This window comes from Abiotrophia defectiva ATCC 49176 (assembly GCF_000160075.2).
Taxonomy (GTDB): domain Bacteria; phylum Bacillota; class Bacilli; order Lactobacillales; family Aerococcaceae; genus Abiotrophia; species Abiotrophia defectiva.
In genome coordinates, this window is the sequence record NZ_KI535340.1 from 25,702 (window position 1) to 43,650 (window position 17,949).

15 protein-coding genes are annotated in these 17,949 nt (G+C 46.4%); all 15 read right to left on the reverse strand.

Annotation, left to right across the window (positions count from 1 at the left end):
• Positions 1–5: 5 nt before the first annotated feature.
• The 15 genes from typA to pdhA all read right to left on the reverse strand — a co-directional run bounded on the left by typA (position 6) and on the right by pdhA (position 17,909).
• Complete coding sequence (typA, locus tag GCWU000182_RS00145) at positions 6–1,841, reverse strand: translational GTPase TypA (protein WP_023390691.1); 1,836 nt, start codon at positions 1,839–1,841, stop codon at positions 6–8.
• Positions 1,828–2,640 carry an inositol monophosphatase family protein gene (locus tag GCWU000182_RS00150; RefSeq protein WP_023390692.1) on the reverse strand — a complete coding sequence of 271 codons (813 nt, stop codon included), beginning with the start codon at positions 2,638–2,640 and terminating at the stop codon, positions 1,828–1,830. Before GCWU000182_RS00150 ends, typA begins: the two co-directional genes overlap by 14 nt.
• On the reverse strand, positions 2,627–2,938 hold the full coding sequence (locus GCWU000182_RS00155) for a UPF0223 family protein (RefSeq protein ID WP_023390693.1): 312 nt from the start codon (positions 2,936–2,938) through the stop codon (positions 2,627–2,629). The genes GCWU000182_RS00150 and GCWU000182_RS00155 overlap by 14 nt, the downstream gene beginning before the upstream one ends.
• 215 nt (positions 2,939–3,153) lie before the next feature.
• Entirely contained in the window at positions 3,154–3,774 is a 621-nt protein-coding gene (gene pyrE / locus GCWU000182_RS00160; RefSeq protein ID WP_023390694.1) for an orotate phosphoribosyltransferase, read from the reverse strand.
• A gap of 16 nt (positions 3,775–3,790) precedes the next feature.
• Positions 3,791–4,504, reverse strand: a complete 714-nt coding sequence (gene pyrF, locus GCWU000182_RS00165; RefSeq protein WP_023390695.1) for an orotidine-5'-phosphate decarboxylase — start codon at positions 4,502–4,504, stop codon at positions 3,791–3,793.
• A gap of 26 nt (positions 4,505–4,530) precedes the next feature.
• Entirely contained in the window at positions 4,531–7,710 is a 3,180-nt protein-coding gene (gene carB / locus GCWU000182_RS00170; RefSeq protein ID WP_023390696.1) for a carbamoyl-phosphate synthase large subunit, read from the reverse strand.
• Between the two features lie 12 nt (positions 7,711–7,722).
• Positions 7,723–8,823 (reverse strand): glutamine-hydrolyzing carbamoyl-phosphate synthase small subunit, encoded by a 1,101-nt coding sequence (carA, locus tag GCWU000182_RS00175; protein WP_023390697.1) that lies wholly within the window; start codon positions 8,821–8,823, stop codon positions 7,723–7,725.
• 26 nt (positions 8,824–8,849) lie between these two features.
• Positions 8,850–10,130, reverse strand: a complete 1,281-nt coding sequence (locus GCWU000182_RS00180) for a dihydroorotase (RefSeq protein WP_211234434.1) — start codon at positions 10,128–10,130, stop codon at positions 8,850–8,852.
• A gap of 20 nt (positions 10,131–10,150) precedes the next feature.
• A complete protein-coding gene (locus tag GCWU000182_RS00185) occupies positions 10,151–11,032 on the reverse strand; it encodes an aspartate carbamoyltransferase catalytic subunit (protein ID WP_023390699.1) in 882 nt (293 codons plus the stop codon).
• Positions 11,033–11,189: 157 nt separating this feature from the next.
• Positions 11,190–11,714: a bifunctional pyr operon transcriptional regulator/uracil phosphoribosyltransferase PyrR gene (gene pyrR, locus GCWU000182_RS00190; protein ID WP_023390700.1), complete on the reverse strand. Its 525-nt coding sequence runs from the start codon at positions 11,712–11,714 to the stop codon at positions 11,190–11,192.
• A 187-nt stretch (positions 11,715–11,901) separates the two neighbouring features.
• On the reverse strand, positions 11,902–12,864 hold the full coding sequence (locus GCWU000182_RS00195) for an LPXTG cell wall anchor domain-containing protein (RefSeq protein ID WP_169727600.1): 963 nt from the start codon (positions 12,862–12,864) through the stop codon (positions 11,902–11,904).
• Positions 12,865–13,077: 213 nt separating this feature from the next.
• Positions 13,078–14,484, reverse strand: coding sequence for a dihydrolipoyl dehydrogenase (lpdA, locus tag GCWU000182_RS00200; RefSeq protein ID WP_023390702.1), 1,407 nt, complete (start codon positions 14,482–14,484; stop codon positions 13,078–13,080).
• Between the two features lie 13 nt (positions 14,485–14,497).
• Positions 14,498–15,799 (reverse strand): dihydrolipoamide acetyltransferase family protein, encoded by a 1,302-nt coding sequence (locus GCWU000182_RS00205; protein WP_023390703.1) that lies wholly within the window; start codon positions 15,797–15,799, stop codon positions 14,498–14,500.
• Between the two features lie 29 nt (positions 15,800–15,828).
• Complete coding sequence (locus GCWU000182_RS00210) at positions 15,829–16,806, reverse strand: alpha-ketoacid dehydrogenase subunit beta (protein WP_023390704.1); 978 nt, start codon at positions 16,804–16,806, stop codon at positions 15,829–15,831.
• 2 nt (positions 16,807–16,808) lie between these two features.
• Entirely contained in the window at positions 16,809–17,909 is a 1,101-nt protein-coding gene (gene pdhA, locus GCWU000182_RS00215) for a pyruvate dehydrogenase (acetyl-transferring) E1 component subunit alpha (RefSeq protein ID WP_023390705.1), read from the reverse strand.
• Positions 17,910–17,949: the final 40 nt, after the last annotated feature.

Below are 17,949 nucleotides of genomic sequence, written 5' to 3' on the forward strand. Positions count from 1 at the left end.
AGCTCTTAGGCCTTCTTAGCCTTTTTACTTTCACGTTCACGCGCACCCTTATCAAGGATTTGCTTACGTAGACGAACGCTCTCAGGTGTTACTTCGCAGTATTCATCATCATCCATGAACTCTAAGGATTCTTCTAGCGTTAGGATACGTGGACGTTTAATAACCGCGGTTTGGTCCTTGGTTGCTGAACGAATATTGGTTAATTGCTTAGCCTTGGTGATGTTGACTGTTAAGTCGTTCTCACGGTTGTGCTCTCCGATAATCATCCCACCGTAAACTTCAGTCCCTGGGTTAACAAAGATGGTCCCACGGTCTTCTAAGTTCATAATCCCATAAGTAGTAGCTTGGCCAGCTTCAAGCGCAACCAAAGCACCATTACGGCGGTTCCCAATATTGGAATCAATCACTGGTTGGTAGTCATCAAAGCTATGGTTCATAATCCCATAACCACGTGTCATGGATAAGAACTCAGTAGAGAAGCCAATTAAGCCACGCGCTGGTACAGAAAAGACCATACGGATTTGGCCATTACCTGTGGTCACCATATCTGCCATTTCAGCCTTACGTTGACCCAAGGCTTCAATAATCGCCCCCATGTATTCTTCTGGTGTATCAATTTGTACGCGTTCGAATGGCTCACAAGTCTTGCCATCGATTTCCTTAAGAATCACCTTAGGACGTGATACTTGGAATTCATAACCTTGACGACGCATGTTCTCAATCAAGATGGCCAAATGTAATTCCCCACGACCAGATACGATAAAGGCGTCTGGTGAGTCAGTTGGATCCACGCGCAAGGATACGTCTGTTTGCAATTCTTGCATGAGGCGATCTTGGAGGTTACGTGAAGTCACGTACTTACCTTCTTTACCTGCAAATGGTGAGTTGTTAGTTAAGAAAGTCATTTGTAGGGTTGGCTCGTCAATATGGAGAATTGGCAAGGCTTCAGGGTTCGCAGCATCCGCTACGGTCTCCCCAACGAAGATGTCTTCCATACCTGATAAGGCGATCAAGTCCCCTGCCTTAGCCTCGTTAATTTCCACGCGGTCTAAGCCGAAGAAACCAAACATCTTGGTAATACGGAAGTTCTTGCTAGTCCCGTCAACCTTCATAAGGGTTACGTTGTCGCCGACTTTCATTTTACCGCGGAAGATACGACCAATCCCGATACGACCCACATATTCGTTATAGTCTAAGAGAGAAACTTGGAATTGTAATGGTTGGTCTGAGTTATCAACTGGCGCCGGCACGTGTTCGATAACAGCATCAAAGATAGCATCCATGGATGGCTCTTGATCTGCTGGATTATCAGACAAGCTAGATGTCCCGTTAAGGGCTGAAGCATAGACTACAGGGAATTCTAATTGATCATCATCTGCCCCTAATTCAATGAAGAGTTCTAAAACTTCATCAACCACTTCTTCTGGACGAGCAGAAGGCTTGTCAATCTTGTTCACAACGACAATCGGTACTAAGTGTTGTTCTAAGGCTTTCTTCAAGACGAAGCGAGTCTGAGGCATGGTGCCTTCATAAGCATCCACCACCAGAATAACCCCATCAACCATTTTCATAATACGTTCTACTTCGCCACCAAAGTCCGCGTGACCTGGGGTGTCCAAGATATTGATGCGGGTCCCCTTGTAGTCTACGGCAGTGTTCTTGGCCAAAATCGTAATCCCACGTTCTTTTTCAATGTCGTTGGAGTCCATGGCACGCTCGTCCAATTTGGCACGCTCATCTAGGGTGTTGGACTGTTTGAGCAACTCATCAACCAATGTGGTTTTACCATGGTCGACGTGGGCAATAATGGCAATGTTTCGGATATCGTTACGCGTATTCATTAATTTCTCCTAACTGATCTTTTTCTTCTGCTAAAACGCGGATGACTTCTTCATGGACAGTGTCATGCGCGAAAATGATAGGACTAGCTGACAAAATGGATAAGGCTGAGCCGTCTGGCTTAGTTGCCTTGAAGCCCATAGCCTCACAAATGGCCCAACCAGCAGCAAAGTCCCAAGGACTTAATTTGAAACTTAGGTAAACAGCTGCCTCACCACGAATGACTTCGATCACTTCAAGCGCAGCAGAACCGTGCGCCCGAACACCTAAGACATTTTCTAAGAGGCGTTGACTATTGCAACGGTTTTGGGTAAACATGGCCACGTTCCCTACTGCTAGAGAATCTTGCAGACGGTCAATCTTAAGTGGGACTAGAGGCTGGCCGTTGAGAGTAACTCCTTGGCCTACTATTCCGGCATAAAGGTCATGTTTCATGACGTCGTAAATATAACCTGCCAATGGCTTACCATCTTGGAAAATCCCAATCAGAATCCCAAAGTTATTCTTCTGCTTAACGAAGTTAAGGGTGCCATCAATGGGATCAATGACCCAGACAATACCGGCCAAGTCTTCCGTTCCCTGACTCATACCTTCTTCGCCAATGATGCGATGGTCTGGAAAATGACTGGTAATCTTATCGACAAAGTAAGCCTCTGTCGCCTTATCCATTTCTGTAACCAAATCGCTGGCCCCTGTTTTCTGATCCACTTGAAGGGACCGTTTGAGTGATTGCCGTAAATTCTCAGCGGCTTCTTCTAGCCAGGCTAAGACATGGGCATGAACTGTCTTAAAATCTTCCATTTGAACCTCCTATGTTAATACGCACTACGGGGTTGTCCGCTGAGGAATCCTTAAGAGACTTCATTTGCTGAACGACCTGGTAGATAGAATATCCACTAGCTGACTGAAAAGCTCGATCGAGTCGCTTCTCTTCGCCAATACTAGTCACTATTTGCTTGAAGGATTGATAACGTGGCCACAGAGAATTGAGTTTAACACCACCTTGGTAAACCGATTCTACCGCTGATAGAAAGTCGATGACCGTGATTATTTCCTCTGTCGTCCAATCCGGGTTCAGAGGGTATTCAAACTGTGTCATACACGTTCCTCCATTCAAAACACTCTAACTATTATCATACCCTATTTTGACCAAAAAATAAAAGGTAAACTTCATCGTCAACGCTTACAGAATAGATTTTGTTATCATTTGGCCTAGTCGCTAGATTATTGAAGCTTAATATACGAATTTTATATAGCTCTCCTTCTCCTAATTAAAAAGCCAAGTTGACATGCAACTCAGCTTTTTCTATGAGTTTAGTTTCCTAAGGTTTGGCGCCATTCAAGAAGCGAGGCTACATCTTCTTGTGCGATATAGTCTGCTTCCAACGCAGCCTCAATTAAGGCGTCATAATTAGTTAAGGTATGGTAGCTTACCCCAGCTTCAGCAAATGCCTCTTGAGCTTTTTTCAGCTCATAGGAGAAAATGGCCACAACCCCTAACACTTGGCAGCCTGCCTCTTTTAAGGCTTGAGCCACCTTAAGCGAGGACAAACCAGTCGAGATCAAATCTTCCACTATGACTACCTTGGCCTCCGGAGTTAAGCGCCCTTCAATCTGGTTAGTCTTGCCATGTTTCTTAGCAGAGTCCCGTACGTAAACCATGGGCAAATCCAGCAAATCACTGACCCAAGCCGCGTGGGGAATACCAGCGGTTGCTGTCCCCGCCACCACTTGGACCTGAGGGTAATGCTCCTTAATCACCTGACTTAAAGCTTGGGCAATCTTGCGTCGGACTGACGGATAAGACATGGTCAGGCGATTGTCACAATAGATTGGCGATTGAATACCTGATGTCCAAGTAAAGTAGTGGTGGGGCTGCAAGGCGACCGCTTTAATGGCTAATAATTCTTGGGCAATTTCTTTAGCACTAGTCATGAAAATCCTCCTTTTCTTACTTCAAGAAGCTCTGACAAATAGCCTCATAAACAGAGACTGGATCACTAGCCAAAGTAATCGGCCGACCAACCACAATATGGCTTGATCCTAGTTGTCGGGCAACTTCCGGTGTAGCAATTCGCTTTTGATCCTGACTAGGACCACCTACCAAGCGTATACCTGGCGTGACAATGGCAAAGTCTCGGCCACATGCCTCCCGAATGACGGGTGCCTCATGAACCGAGGCAACGACTCCATCCAAACCCGCTTCCTTGGTCAACTGGGCGTAATGGCGGACACTGGTCACTAGGTCAACTGGAATCAATTGTTCAGCCTGTATTTGTTCTTGAGAGGTAGAGGTTAACTGGGTTACAGCGATAGCCAACGTTTCAGGGCTGCCCCCATCAAGCAAGCCTTGTTTGGCAGCCTCTAGCATTTCCTTACCACCCGCGGCATGAAAATTGAGCATATCCACTTTGTACTGAGCCAAACCCTTGCTTGCTCCATAAACCGTATTGGGAATGTCATGTAGCTTAAGGTCTAGGAAGATGCGATGCCCTCTTTCCTTGAGAGCAGATAAGACTTGTGGCCCATTTTGTAGATAAAGTTCCATCCCAACCTTAAGATAGAGCTGGTCGTGGCTCCTAAAGAGTGCTAGAAATGCCAAGGTTTCTTCTAAATTTTTGAAGTCTAGTGCGACGATGACATCGCTAGAAAATGTTCGGTTCATAGTTCCTCCTTATGAATCAAGTTCGACTAAGCCAAAGGCGTGATATGGAAAGAGGTGGATTCTAGCACCTTCAAGAGGGCCATACTGGTATCTAAAGAGGTGAAGCAGACGATTTCTTGCTCACTGGCTACCCGACGAATCTTAAAGCCATCCTTGGTGACATCTTTATCCTTAGAAGTAGTGTTAATGACTAGGTCTACTTGTCCTTGATAGATGGCATCTAAGACATTGTGATCTTGGCTACCAATTTTGCCTACAGAAGCTACTTTAAGTCCTGCCTGACTTAAGTAATCAGCAGTACCTGGGGTAGCCAAGAGATTGAAGCCCAAGTCACTAAAGCGACGTGCCAATTCTAAGGCTTCCGCCTTGTCTTCGTTAGCCACTGTGAAGAGGATAGTCCCTTGATCCTTGACCTGGATACCGGCAGCCACTAGACCTTTGTAGAGGGATTTTTCCAGGGTTAAGTCGCTACCCATGACTTCCCCAGTTGACTTCATTTCTGGCCCTAAGGCAGTATCAACATCCTTGAGTTTTTGGAAGCTAAAGACTGGTACCTTGGTGTAAACAGCAGACGGTTCAGGCAGCAAGCCAGTCTGATAACCAAGGTCACTTAAGGATTGGCCTAAAATAGCTTGCATGGCTAACTGCGCCATTGGGACACCTGTAATCTTGCTGAGGAATGGGACGGTCCGCGAACTACGTGGGTTCACTTCCAAGACATAAAGTTCACCCTTGCTAAGCACATACTGGATATTAAGTAGGCCTACAATGTTAAGCCCCTTAGCCAGGCGAATGGTATAGTCGACTAGTTGCTCCTTCTGAGCCTGGCTTAAGGTCTGAGGTGGGTAAACGGCGATGGAGTCACCTGAGTGGACCCCTGCCCGCTCAATATGTTCCATAATGCCCGGAATAACCACGGTTTGGCCATCACAAATGGCATCGACTTCGATTTCTTGACCGATGAGATAACGGTCTGTTAGGACAGGATGTTCCGGCGACACCCGCACAGCTGTCTCCATGTAACGACGCAAATCAGCTTCTTCATAGACGATTTCCATGGCGCGACCGCCCAAGACATAGGAAGGTCTCACCAAAACTGGATAGCCAATGGACGCCGCGTTAGCAACAGCCGTTTCCGTATCTGAGGCTGTCTTACCTAAAGGTTGTGGGATATCTAATTCATGCAAGAGCTGCTCGAACTTATCTCGGTTTTCAGCCTTGTCAATTTCTTCCAGACTAGTTCCAAGGATTTTGACCCCATGTCTTTGGAGTTTGTCGGCTAAGTTAATGGCAGTCTGACCACCAAATTGCACGACCACCCCCAGAGGCTGCTCGTGATTCAAGATAGCCATGACATCTTCTTCGGTTAGCGGTTCAAAGTAGAGTTTATCAGAAATGGTAAAGTCGGTTGAGACGGTTTCTGGGTTGTTGTTGATAATAATGGCTTCATAACCTGCCGCCTTAATGGCCAGGACGGCATGAACAGTCGCGTAATCAAATTCCACCCCTTGACCGATACGGATTGGGCCAGAGCCTAGCACCACGATTTTAGGTTTGTCCGTTACGATGGATTCATTTTCTGCTTCATAGCTAGAATAGAAATAAGGAGTTGAAGACTCGAATTCTGCCGCACAGGTATCCACCATCTTGAAGACAGGCGTGATGCCCGCTTCTTGACGTAGCTGATAAACTGCTGCCTCTGTAGTCTGCCAACGGTGGGCAATGATTTTATCAGAGAAACCGTAACGTTTGGCATAAGCTAAGAGATTGAGGTCATGCGGATGGGCCTTTAGTTCATGTTCCAAATCAATAATATGTTGCATCTTATTAAGGAAGAAGCGGTCTATTTTGGTCATGTCATGAATCTGATTAACGCTGACGCCCCGTCTCAGGGCTTCACCTATGAAGAAGAGGCGTTCATCGCTAGCAGCTTGGACCTTTTCCATGATTTCTTCCAAACTAAAGCTATCACCATTAGGTAGTCCCAGGTGATGGACGCCGTATTCTAGCGAGCGGATGGCCTTAAGCAAGGATTCCTCATAAGTCCGTCCCATAGCCATAACCTCACCGGTTGCCTTCATTTGAGTGCCTAACTTACGGTCGGCGCGTTCAAATTTGTCAAATGGAAAACGTGGAATCTTGCTGACCACATAGTCTAGACTAGGCTCAAAGCAGGCATAAGAATTCTGGGTGACAGGATTGAGAATTTCATCCAAGCTTAAGCCGACAGCAATTTTAGCGGCAATCTTAGCAATCGGATACCCCGTTGCCTTAGACGCTAGGGCAGAAGAACGAGATACGCGCGGGTTCACTTCAATGATATAGTAGTTAAAGGAATCTGGGTCCAAGGCTAATTGGACATTACAGCCCCCTTCTATCTTAAGGGCACGAATAATTTTAAGGGACACATCGCGCAACATGTGATACTCCCGGTCGGTCAGGGTTTGAGATGGGGCCACCACAACTGAATCCCCGGTATGAATGCCTACAGGATCAATGTTTTCCATGTTGCAGACGACAATGGCAGTATCATTGGCATCTCGCATGACTTCATACTCGATTTCCTTGTAACCTGCGATGGATTTTTCTAGCAAACATTGGGTCACGGGCGAATAATGGAGACCTGAAGAGACAATTTCATCTAAATCCTGGTCGTTATAACAAATACCGCCACCAGTCCCCCCCATGGTAAAGGCGGGACGGACAATAACTGGATAGCCAATTTGCGCCACAAAATCTCGAGCTTGATCTAAGTTGGTCACAATTTCAGATTCAGGTACAGGCTCACCTAATTCCTGCATGAGCTGACGGAAGAGTTGACGGTCTTCCGCTTGCTCAATGGAGGCTAGTTTGGTGCCTAGTAATTCGACACCGTATTGGTCCAAGACACCCTGACGATGAAGTTGAACAGCTAAGTTGAGCCCTACCTGGCCACCAAGGGTTGGCAACAAGGCATCAGGCCGTTCCTTACGGATGATTTTGCTGACGAATTCAAGGGTTAGGGGTTCCATATAAACCTTATCAGCAATCTGACGGTCGGTCATAATGGTGGCCGGATTGGAGTTAACTAGAATGACTTGATAGCCCTCTTCCTTCAAAGAAAGGCAAGCTTGAGTCCCGGCATAATCGAATTCTGCTGCCTGTCCAATTGTAATGGGACCCGACCCAATGACCAGAATGGTTTGAATATCTTGACGTTTTGGCATGATAGGACTCCTTTACTTGTGGCGACGAGACTGAGCTTGGAAGGCTTTCATATTCTCAATGAACTGATCAAAGAGATAATTAGGATCATGTGGTCCTGGCGATGCTTCTGGATGGTATTGAACCGAGAAGACTGGATAGAACTTATGTCGAACGCCTTCGCAGGTACGGTCATTGACTGACAAATGAGTTAATTCCAGATCTGTATCTGCTAATGAATCAATATCTACGCTATAGCCATGGTTTTGCGAGGTCAAGTCTACCTTGCCTGTCAAAAGGTTCTTAACAGGATGGTTGGCCCCACGATGACCAAATTTGAGTTTGTAGGTCTTGGCCCCTGCTGCCAAACTGATCAGTTGGTGGCCCATGCAAATACCAAAAATCGGTAGTTTGTCCATAATTTGACCAATCATGGCAATGGTCTCTGGCACATCCTCAGGGTCACCCGGCCCATTAGAGAGCATGACCCCATCAGGTTGAAGGCGTAAAACTTCCTGAGCACTAATATTATGAGGCACCACCACAATGTCACAGTTGCGCTCATTAAGCTCACGTAGGATACCTGACTTCATGCCCAAATCAACCAGGACTACTCGATAGCCCGTTCCTGACGATAGGAAGGCCTTAGATGTCGACACTTGGGCAATTTGGTCCCTAGGCAGTTCAGTCTTTCTAAGCTCTTCTAGCACTTGTTCTGGATTTTGAGACAGGTCAGTAATGATACCCTTAATGGTCCCATATTGACGAATCTTCCGAGTGAGGCTGCGCGTATCAATACCCCAAATTCCTGGAATATCTAGTTCTTTGAGGGCTTGGTCTAGGGACATTTGGCTACGGAAATTGGAAGGCTGTTGGCAAACTTCTCGGACTACTAACCCCTTGATAGAGGGATTAATGGTCTCAAAGTCATCACGGTTAATACCGTAGTTACCAATTAAGGGATAGGTAAAGGTAACAATTTGACCGTTATAGGAAGGGTCTGACAGCGTCTCCTGGTAACCGGTCATAGCTGTGTTGAAGACGACCTCGCCCACCATGGCACGGTCAGCACCAAAGCCATAACCCTTGTAGATGGTGCCATCTTCTAAAATCAATTGCTTATCATAGCTGTACATAATCTCGCTCCTTGTCTTACTCGCTCTTAGGCAAAAAATGTGGCATCTTGATAGGCGATACGGCCTTGGCTAATAGTCAGGATAGGCCAGCCATAGACTTCTTGACCGGCGTATGGTGTATTCCGACCTTTGGACAAGAAATTCTCTGGTTCAATAGTTGCTACTTTGTCTAAATCGATAACGACCAGATCAGCTGGCTGCCCGACGGCTAAGCTTCCATAAGGTAGGTCAAAGATCTTAGCCACATCAGTTGACATCTTGTCCAAGAGGAATTCTAGGGACATAATGCCTGGCTTGACAAAGTGGGTATAGAGCTGGCTAAAGGCTGTTTCAGACCCCACAATACCAAAGGCTGCCTCCTGCATTGGCAAGTCTTTCTCAGTCATAGCATGAGGTGCATGGTCAGTAGCGATAATGTCGATAGTGCCATCTAAGAGACCAGCAATTAAGGCCCGACGATCCTCGGCTGCGCGCAAGGGTGGATTCATTTTCCAGAAGCCATGGTTGTGAGGAATGTCGTCCTCATCACTCAGTAAATGATGAGGGCAGACTTCACAGGTCACCTTAATGCCGTTGGCCTTAGCCTCGCGAACCAAACGAACAGATTCCTTAGTCGACACATGGCAGACATGATAGTGACAGCCTGCCGCTTCAGCCAAGAGAATATCGCGAGCAATCTGAACTGACTCGCAGACAGATGGTATGCCTGGCAGACCCAGTTCTCGACTGCGGCAACCACAGTGCATACAACCACCCCGAATTAGGGAATTGTCCTCGCAATGGGCCACAATGGCTTTGTTGAGGCGGGCGGCAACGCACATAGATTCATACATCATATTGGCATTTTGGACCCCACGCCCATCATCACTGAAGGCAAAAACATGTTGGGCTAACTCGTCAAACTGAGCGTAGTCCTCCCCTAGCTCCCCTTTGGTAATGGCACCGTATGGGATGGCGCGAATGACAGAATCACGTGCAATAATGTCTAGCTGGGGCTTGAGATGCTCATAGGAATCAGGAACTGGATTGAGGTTAGGCATGGGCATAGCTGTTGTAAAACCACCTCGCGCAGCCGCTCTGGAAGCATGGTAGATATTTTCCTTGTATTCAAAACCTGGTTCCCGCCAGTGAACATGGACATCAATAAAACCCGGTGCTAGGAGTTTACCTTTTAAGTCAAACACTTGATCAGCAGTGGCATTGAGCTCCTTGTCCATGGCTAAAATCTTGTCCCCATCAATCAGGATTTCGACAGGCTGCAAATGTCCCTTGACCAGACGGCGACCATTTTTGAGTAATAGCATGATGTGACTTCCTTTCTATCTTGTTAGAGGGCGTTATCGGAAATTATTTTCTCCAGAATGGCTTGGCGCATATAACGGCCATTGGTCATCTGGGTGAAAATGCGAGATTGAGGAGCTTCCACCAACTCAGAGGCAATCTCCATGTCCCGGTTGACTGGTGCTGGATGCATGACAATGGCCTGTGGCTTGAGGGCTCGGTAGCGAGCTGGCGTTAGGCCATAACGGGTATGATAGTCGGCCTGGCTTAAGGACACTTGCTCCTGATGGCGTTCAAATTGGACACGCAAGAGCATGCAAACATCAACCTGGCCAATGACCTGGTCGAAGTCGACCATTTGGCCCAAAGTCGGGTCTGCAAAGACTTGAGGTCCTACAAATTGAACCTTGGCACCTAAGCGAGTTAGCATGTGATAGTTGCTTCGGGCCACCCGCGAATTCTTGATGTCACCTGCTATAACGACTTCAAGTCCTTCTATGCGGCCAAAATGCTCATAGAGGGTCATCAAATCTAACAAGCATTGGCTTGGATGCTCCCCGCTGCCATCACCGCCACTGACTATAGGAATGGTCAAGCCTTCAAGTTCTTGATAGTATGCTTCTTGGCTATGGCGAATGACCAAGATGTTGCAGCCAATCGCTTCAAGCGTCTTACAGGTATCGTAGAGGGTCTCACCCTTGTTAAGAGAGGATGTAGACGCATCAAAATTCAGGACCTGCAAGCCTAACTTCATTTGAGCCACCTCAAAACTGTGCTTGGTCCGCGTTGAGTTTTCGAAGAAAAGATTGGCCGCTATGAGGTCGGGCCGTTGAATGGGGCTAGCTCCCGCTTTAAGCTCTAGGGCTCGTTGGATAAGGTCATAGACCTCCTCCTTGCTTAAGTCCGACATTTTCACTAAGTTTCGCATACGTCTCCTCCTTATTATGGCTATCAAACTATAAGAAAAAACCACCTAATAGTCCTCGCTATCAGGTGGTTGACTTATGAGCGTCTTATTATCGCCTAACAAGACCCTTAAGTTTTCCTCTTGATAGCCTCTCTGGACTAGCTTAAAAAGTCAAATCTTAAGTGAGTAGAATTTCTTCAGTCCCATCCACTTCTTGCAGACAGACATGGACATTCTCCTCATGTGCTGTGGGAATGTTCTTACCAATAAAGTCTGCCCGAATGGGAAGCTCGCGGTGGCCGCGGTCCACCATAATGGCCAAACGAATGACCTGGGGACGGCTAACGTCGAGGATGGCATCCATGGCGGCACGCACAGTACGGCCTGTATAGAGGACATCATCCACAATGACCACAGTCTTGTCAGTTAATTTGTGAGTAAAAGAAAGATGTTTTATTTGCGGGTCATCATGATTCTTAACCAAATCATCCCGATAAAATTGAATATCGATGTGTTCTACGGCTACTTGAACCTGGGTGATGGTGGCTAGTTTCTCCTGCAGGCGATCAGCCAGATTAGCCCCTCGAGTCTTAATGCCGACCAAAACTACTTGATGAATATCGGTCCGCTCATTGATTTCATGCGCCATGCGGGTCAGCATGCGATTGATTTGGCTAGCATCGAATAAAACACGTCGTTTCATAGTCACTTCTCCATCTAGACAAAATCGTCGACATGGCCAAGTCTAAGCTGGCCTGAGCACCTTGGAAACCTCACGGGATTTCCTTAAAAATTCGGATTTTGCCCCTAAATTGCTACTAGTATACCCTTAAAGCCAGCCAGTGTCAATTAAATAAGTCAAAAAGCCCCCTAAAAAGGGAGCTTTCTTTCTATTGCTTTCGTGTTTTTTTGTAACCGAATAGAACGGCTGCACCAGCGATTACAAAGACTAGAGCGAGTAACCAACCAAAGCTGGATTCTTCCCCTGTCTTAGGTAAGGCTTTCTTCTGAACTACGGGTGCTTGAGAAGCTTCAGAGCGGGATTCAGACTGGCTATTAGCTGCTGCCTTATTAGGGTCTAGCTTCTTCTCATTAGTATTTTGCTTGTTAGCCAAAGGCTTGCTGCTTTCATTGGCTTTTGATTCTGAAACAACACTATAGGCGATATCTTGACTAGCTGTATTGCTACGGCTGTTTTCATTAGGTTTAGCCCCAACTTCATTGCTGCTAGACTTCTCAACCGTTACTGGCTTATTGATTTCACTGCCACTTGCTTGACTAGAGCTAGACTCATTACTTTGCTTAGGCTTAGCTGGTTTGCTAGTGCTAGCCACACTTGCCTCACTGCTTGATTCAGCAGCTGGGGCATTTGGTGTAATGGCAGTAGGCACAGAATTGGTCGCATTCTCCCAAGCTTCACGCATTTGACGCTCTGGTTCGTATTGAGGCATCTCAATCACATTACGAACACCTGGTTCTGTCTCAGCCTTGATGCCCAAGTTTTTCAAGACATCCGCTTCTGTAGTGTAAACCATAATATCTGCTGTATAAGCTGATAGGTTACCTTTAGAAGTTGAGTATTCTGTTAAGTAACTGGATACCTTGAGGTTGAAGCGCTTTGGATCCATCATAATGCCCCGTTGGTTGAACCAATCAACTGTTTGGACAATGGAAGCATCCTTAGAAGAGTGCGTCAAGAAGTTGACTTCTTGAACAAATTCCCCTGAATATAAGTCATAGATGCTGTATTTTAAGATAGCGTTCAAGCTCTCTGCCTGAGCTGCGAAAGCTGGTACTAGAATAGTCGCAAATAATAGTAAGGTCGCGATTATTTTCTTGAATGATCTCATCATCGTTTCCCCCTTAAGTGGATTCTCGAATCTCGTTACACTCATTATACATCTATTACAAATCAATTACAAGCCTTTAGGCCATGAATCCACTACTTTTTTCATAAAAAAGCTGTCGCTTTAAGAAGCTAAGCCCTTTCACAATACTTTAAGAAAAGAGCCGAGGCTTGCCCCGGCTCTGACCAATATATCATATATGATATATTGGGAACTTAATTAGACGTGAATTGGATGACCTAAAGCCAACTCAGCAGCATCCATAACTGTTTCAGCTAAGGATGGGTGTGAGTGGATTGTCAAGGCGATGTCTTCAGCGTTCAAGCCGCCTTCAACTGCCAAGGTCAATTCAGCAATGATGTCAGAAGCGTTAACCCCTGCAACTTGTGCCCCTAAGATGGTGTTGTCTTCCTTATCAACAACTAAACGTACGAAACCTTCAGTTGCGTTCAAGGACAAGGCACGACCGTTCCCAGCTAATGGGAATTTAACAGCTTTAGCATTTAAACCAGCTTCTTTAGCTTGGTCTAAAGTGTAACCTACAGAAGACAATTCTGGATCAGTGAAGCAGACTGCTGGCATTGCCACATAGTCAACTTCTGATGCTTGCCCAGCAATTGCTTCAGCAGCAACCTTAGCTTCATAGCTTGCTTTGTGGGCTAAGGCAGCACCTGGAACAGCGTCACCGATAGCGAAGATGTTTGGTTTGTTAGTGCGACCTTGTTTGTCAACATTGATCAAGCCACGTTCGCCCACGATAACCCCTGCAACTTCCAAGCCACAGTTATCAGTGTTAGGACGGCGACCCACAGTTACTAAGCAGTATTCTGCTTCAACAGTGTGTTGTTTGCCCCCTACTTCATAAGTTACCACAACAGACTTGTCTTTTACTTCTGAGTTCAAAGCCATAGCGTTGGTGATGATATCAACACCCTTCTTAGCGAATTCGTTCTCCACTAATTTAACCATGTCTTTTTCAAAAGTTGGGATGATTTGGTTAGAACCTTCCAAGATTGTAATCTTAGTACCGAAGTTAGCGAAAGCACCTGCTAATTCTGAACCGATGTAACCCCCACCGATTACCACCATAGAAGATGGGATGTGGTCTAAGGCTAAAGCACCAGTAGAATCAATCACGCGGTCGCTGTACTTGAAGCCTTTGATTTCGATTGGGCGGCTACCAGTTGCCACGATGGCATTGTTGAAGCTGTAAGTTTGAGCTGAATCTTCTTTGACAACACGTAATGTATGGTCATCTACGAAGAAAGCTTCCCCTTCGATAATCTCTACCTTGTTCTTCTTAAGTAACATGCGGATCCCGCCGGTTAACTTAGCAACAACTTCTTTGTCTTTCCATTCTTGGGTACGTTTGAAGTCCACAGTGATGTCTTTGGCAATAACCCCAAAGTGGTCACCGTGTTTAGCATTGTGGTAGGTGTGGCCAGCGTTGATCAAAGCCTTAGAAGGGATACACCCTACGTTCAAGCAGGTCCCCCCGATGTAGTCTTTTTCAATGATGGCAACTTTTTGGCCGAGTTGAGCAGCACGAATAGCTGCTACATACCCACCAGGGCCAGAACCAATCACGACTGTGTCGAGTTCAATTGCGAAATCTCCTACTACCATAATCTATTTCACCTTAACCTTCCATCAATAATAATTCTGGGTCAGCCAATAAACGTTTTAATTCGTTCATTGCGTTTTGTGCAGTAGCACCATCGACGATACGGTGGTCGAAACTCAAGGACAATTTCAACATACGGCCAACAGCGATTTCGCCTTCAGCGTTAACCACTGGTTGAACGTTGATTGTCCCCATCCCTAAGATGGCAACTTCTGGGTAGTTAATGATTGGTGTGAACCATTGACCACGTGCAGAACCGATGTTAGAGATGGTAATAGTCCCTTGGCTCATGTCTTGAGCAGTTAATTTACCTTCGTGAGCTAAAGCTGCCTTGCCGTTGATTTCATCTGCAATGTCGAATACTGACTTGGTGTTAGCGTCTTTGACGTTTGGTACGAAGAGGCCACGTTCAGTGTCAGTTGCAATACCGATGTTGTAGTAGTTCTTGTAGACAATTTCTTGGCTAGCGTCGTCAATGGAAGCATTGAGGACTGGGAACTTCTTAACAGTTGCTACTAAAGCTTTTACCACGTATGGCAAGAAGGTTAACTTAGTACCACGGTTAGCGGCGATGTCTTTGAACTTCTTACGGTGATCCCATAAAGCAGATACTTCTACTTCGTCGAAGAGGGTTACGTGAGGCGCAGTGTGTTTAGAGTTAACCATTGCCTTAGAAATAGCTTTACGCATTGGAGATAATGGTTCGCGAGTTTCAGCTTCGCCCTTACCAGATACGTATGGTTGTGCTGGTGCTGCAGGTGCTGCCGCAACGCTTGCTGCTTGAGCTGGTGCTGCTACTTCTGCAGCCGCAACTGGTGCTGCTTCACCGTTGAAGGCTAAGACGTCAGCCGCCACAACACGACCACCCTTACCAGAAGGTGTTACTAAACGAATGTCAACACCCTTGTCACGAGCTAATTTACGAACTGATGGCATTGCTAAGACACGTTTACCTTCACCTGCAGGAGCGCCTGTTGGGGCACCTGGGCCTGCTGGTGCTGCAGGTGCAGCTTCCGCAGCTGGAGCCGCTTCTGGTGCAGCTTCTGCAGCTGGTGCTGCATCGCCATCGTCTTCGTGGCCTGGAGCGTCGATTTCAACTAAAACGTCCCCTACGCGTGCAACAGTTCCTTCTTGAACCAAGATTTTTAAGATTTTACCAGTAACTGGAGATGGAATTTCCTCAACTGATTTGTCGTTTTGGATTTCCACTAATGTATCGTCTTCTTGAATGGTGTCGCCTTCTTTAACGTCCCATTTTACGATTTCGCCTTCGGCAATCCCTTCACCGATATCAGGCAATCTGAATTTAAAAGCCATGTTATTTACTTCCTTTCCTCAACTGAATATTAGAAGTTGTATACTTCGCGTACTTTTTCTTCGATGTCTGTTGCGTTTGGCAACCAGTCATGTTCGGCTTGACCGAATGGGAAGATGGTGTCAGGTGCTGCAACGAAACCAACTGGTGCTTCTAAGGAAAGAACCGCACGTTCAGTGATTTCAGCCATTACGCGAGCGCCAACCCCTGCTTGACGTTGTGCTTCCTGAACCACTACTACGCGACCAGTTTTCTCAGTGGTTGCGACGATTGCTTCGATGTCAAGTGGTTGAACAGTACGTAGGTCAAGGATTTCAACAGAGATTCCGTCTTTTTCAAGCTTTTCAGCCGCTTTAACCGCTTCACGAACCATTGCCCCGTAAGTGATGATGGATACGTGGTTTCCTTCTTTGACAACATTAGCTTTGCCTAAAGGAATGGTGTATTCAGCTTCTGGCACTTCCTCACGGAAAGAACGGTAGAGTTTCATGTGCTCCAAGAAGATAACTGGGTCGTTGTCACGGATAGATGACAAGAGCAAGCCTTTAGCATCGTATGGACCAGAAGGAATAACAACCTTGATACCTGGAGATTGAGCCAAGAGACCTTCCAAGTTATCCGCGTGCAATTCAGGCGTGTGAACCCCACCACCAAATGGTGCACGGAAAGTGATTGGCATGTTACGGCTACCGCCAAGACGGTAACGAGTACGTGCTGCTTGAGCAACAACAGAGTCCATTACTTCGAAGACGAAGCCTAAGAATTGGATTTCAGGGATTGGACGGAAACCTTCCAAAGCCAAACCGATGGCCATACCACCGATACCAGATTCTGCTAAAGGAGTGTTGAAGACGCGGTCTTCACCAAATTCTGCTTGTAAACCTTGAGTGGCACGGAATACCCCCCCGTTCAAGCCGACGTCTTCCCCAAAAATAAGGGTACGGTCGTCATTGCGTAATTCAATGGCTAACGCTTCTGTGATAGCCTCAATCATCGTTTTTTGAGCCATTATTAGTTATTCTCCTTTGCTTCGAATTTCTTGATTTGTTCTGCTGTGATGAAGTCTGGTGTTTCGTACATGTTCTTCAAGAAGTCAGAAATCTTTTGTTTAGGTGCTTGGTCAGCTAACTTGATGGCTTCCTTGACTTCTTCCTTAGTACGTTCGATCACCGCTTCTTCTTTTTCTTGAGACCAGAGGCCTTTTGATTCTAAGTAAGTACGGAAACGAATGAGTGGATCTTTTGCACGCCATTCTTCTTGAACACCGTCTGGTTGGTAACGGGTTGGGTCATCACCTGATAAGGTATGCGGACCGAAGCGGTAGCACATTGTTTCGATGAGGACTGGACCATTACCTGCTACAGCGTAGTCACGCGCCGCTTTGGTTACAGCATAAACTGCTAAGATGTCCATCCCGTCTACTTGAATCCCTGGGATCCCCGCAGCAACTGCTTTTTGAGCCAAAGTAGGCGCAGCAGATTGGAGCGAACGTGGCGTAGAAATCGCCCAACCATTGTTTTGGATGAAGAAGATGGCTGGTGCTTTGTAAGCGCCGGCGAAGTTAATCCCTTCGTAGAAGTCCCCTTGTGAAGAACCACCGTCACCAGTCCAAGTCGCAGCAACTGCGTCTTTACCGTTCTTCTTAAGACCTAAAGCAACCCCCATGGCTTGCACGTATTGTGCCCCGATGATGATTTGTGGTGGGTAAGCATTGAAGTCAGCTGGGTAGTTGTTCCCTTCTACGTGACCACGGGACCATAAGAAAGCCTTGTGGAGTGGTAAACCATGTTTGATGAGCTGAGGCACATCACGGTAACCAGGCAAGATGTAGTCTTCTGGTTTGAGGGCTGCAACAGAGCCTAATTGTGATGCTTCTTGACCAAAAGTTGGAGCGTAGAAGCCTAAACGTCCTTGACGGTTCAAAGCAGTTGAACGTTCGTGTAAGATACGGGACCATACCATATCTTCCATCAATTGAACCAATTCTTCATCAGATAAATCTGGTAATAAATCTTTGTTGACAACTTTACCTTCTGGGCTCAAGACTTGGACCATGTCGAAGTTAAAGTTATCTGGACGCAATAAGTCTTCAATCTTAACTTTTTTTGCCATACTTGTACACTTTCCTCTCTTTATTTAACTACTACCAAGC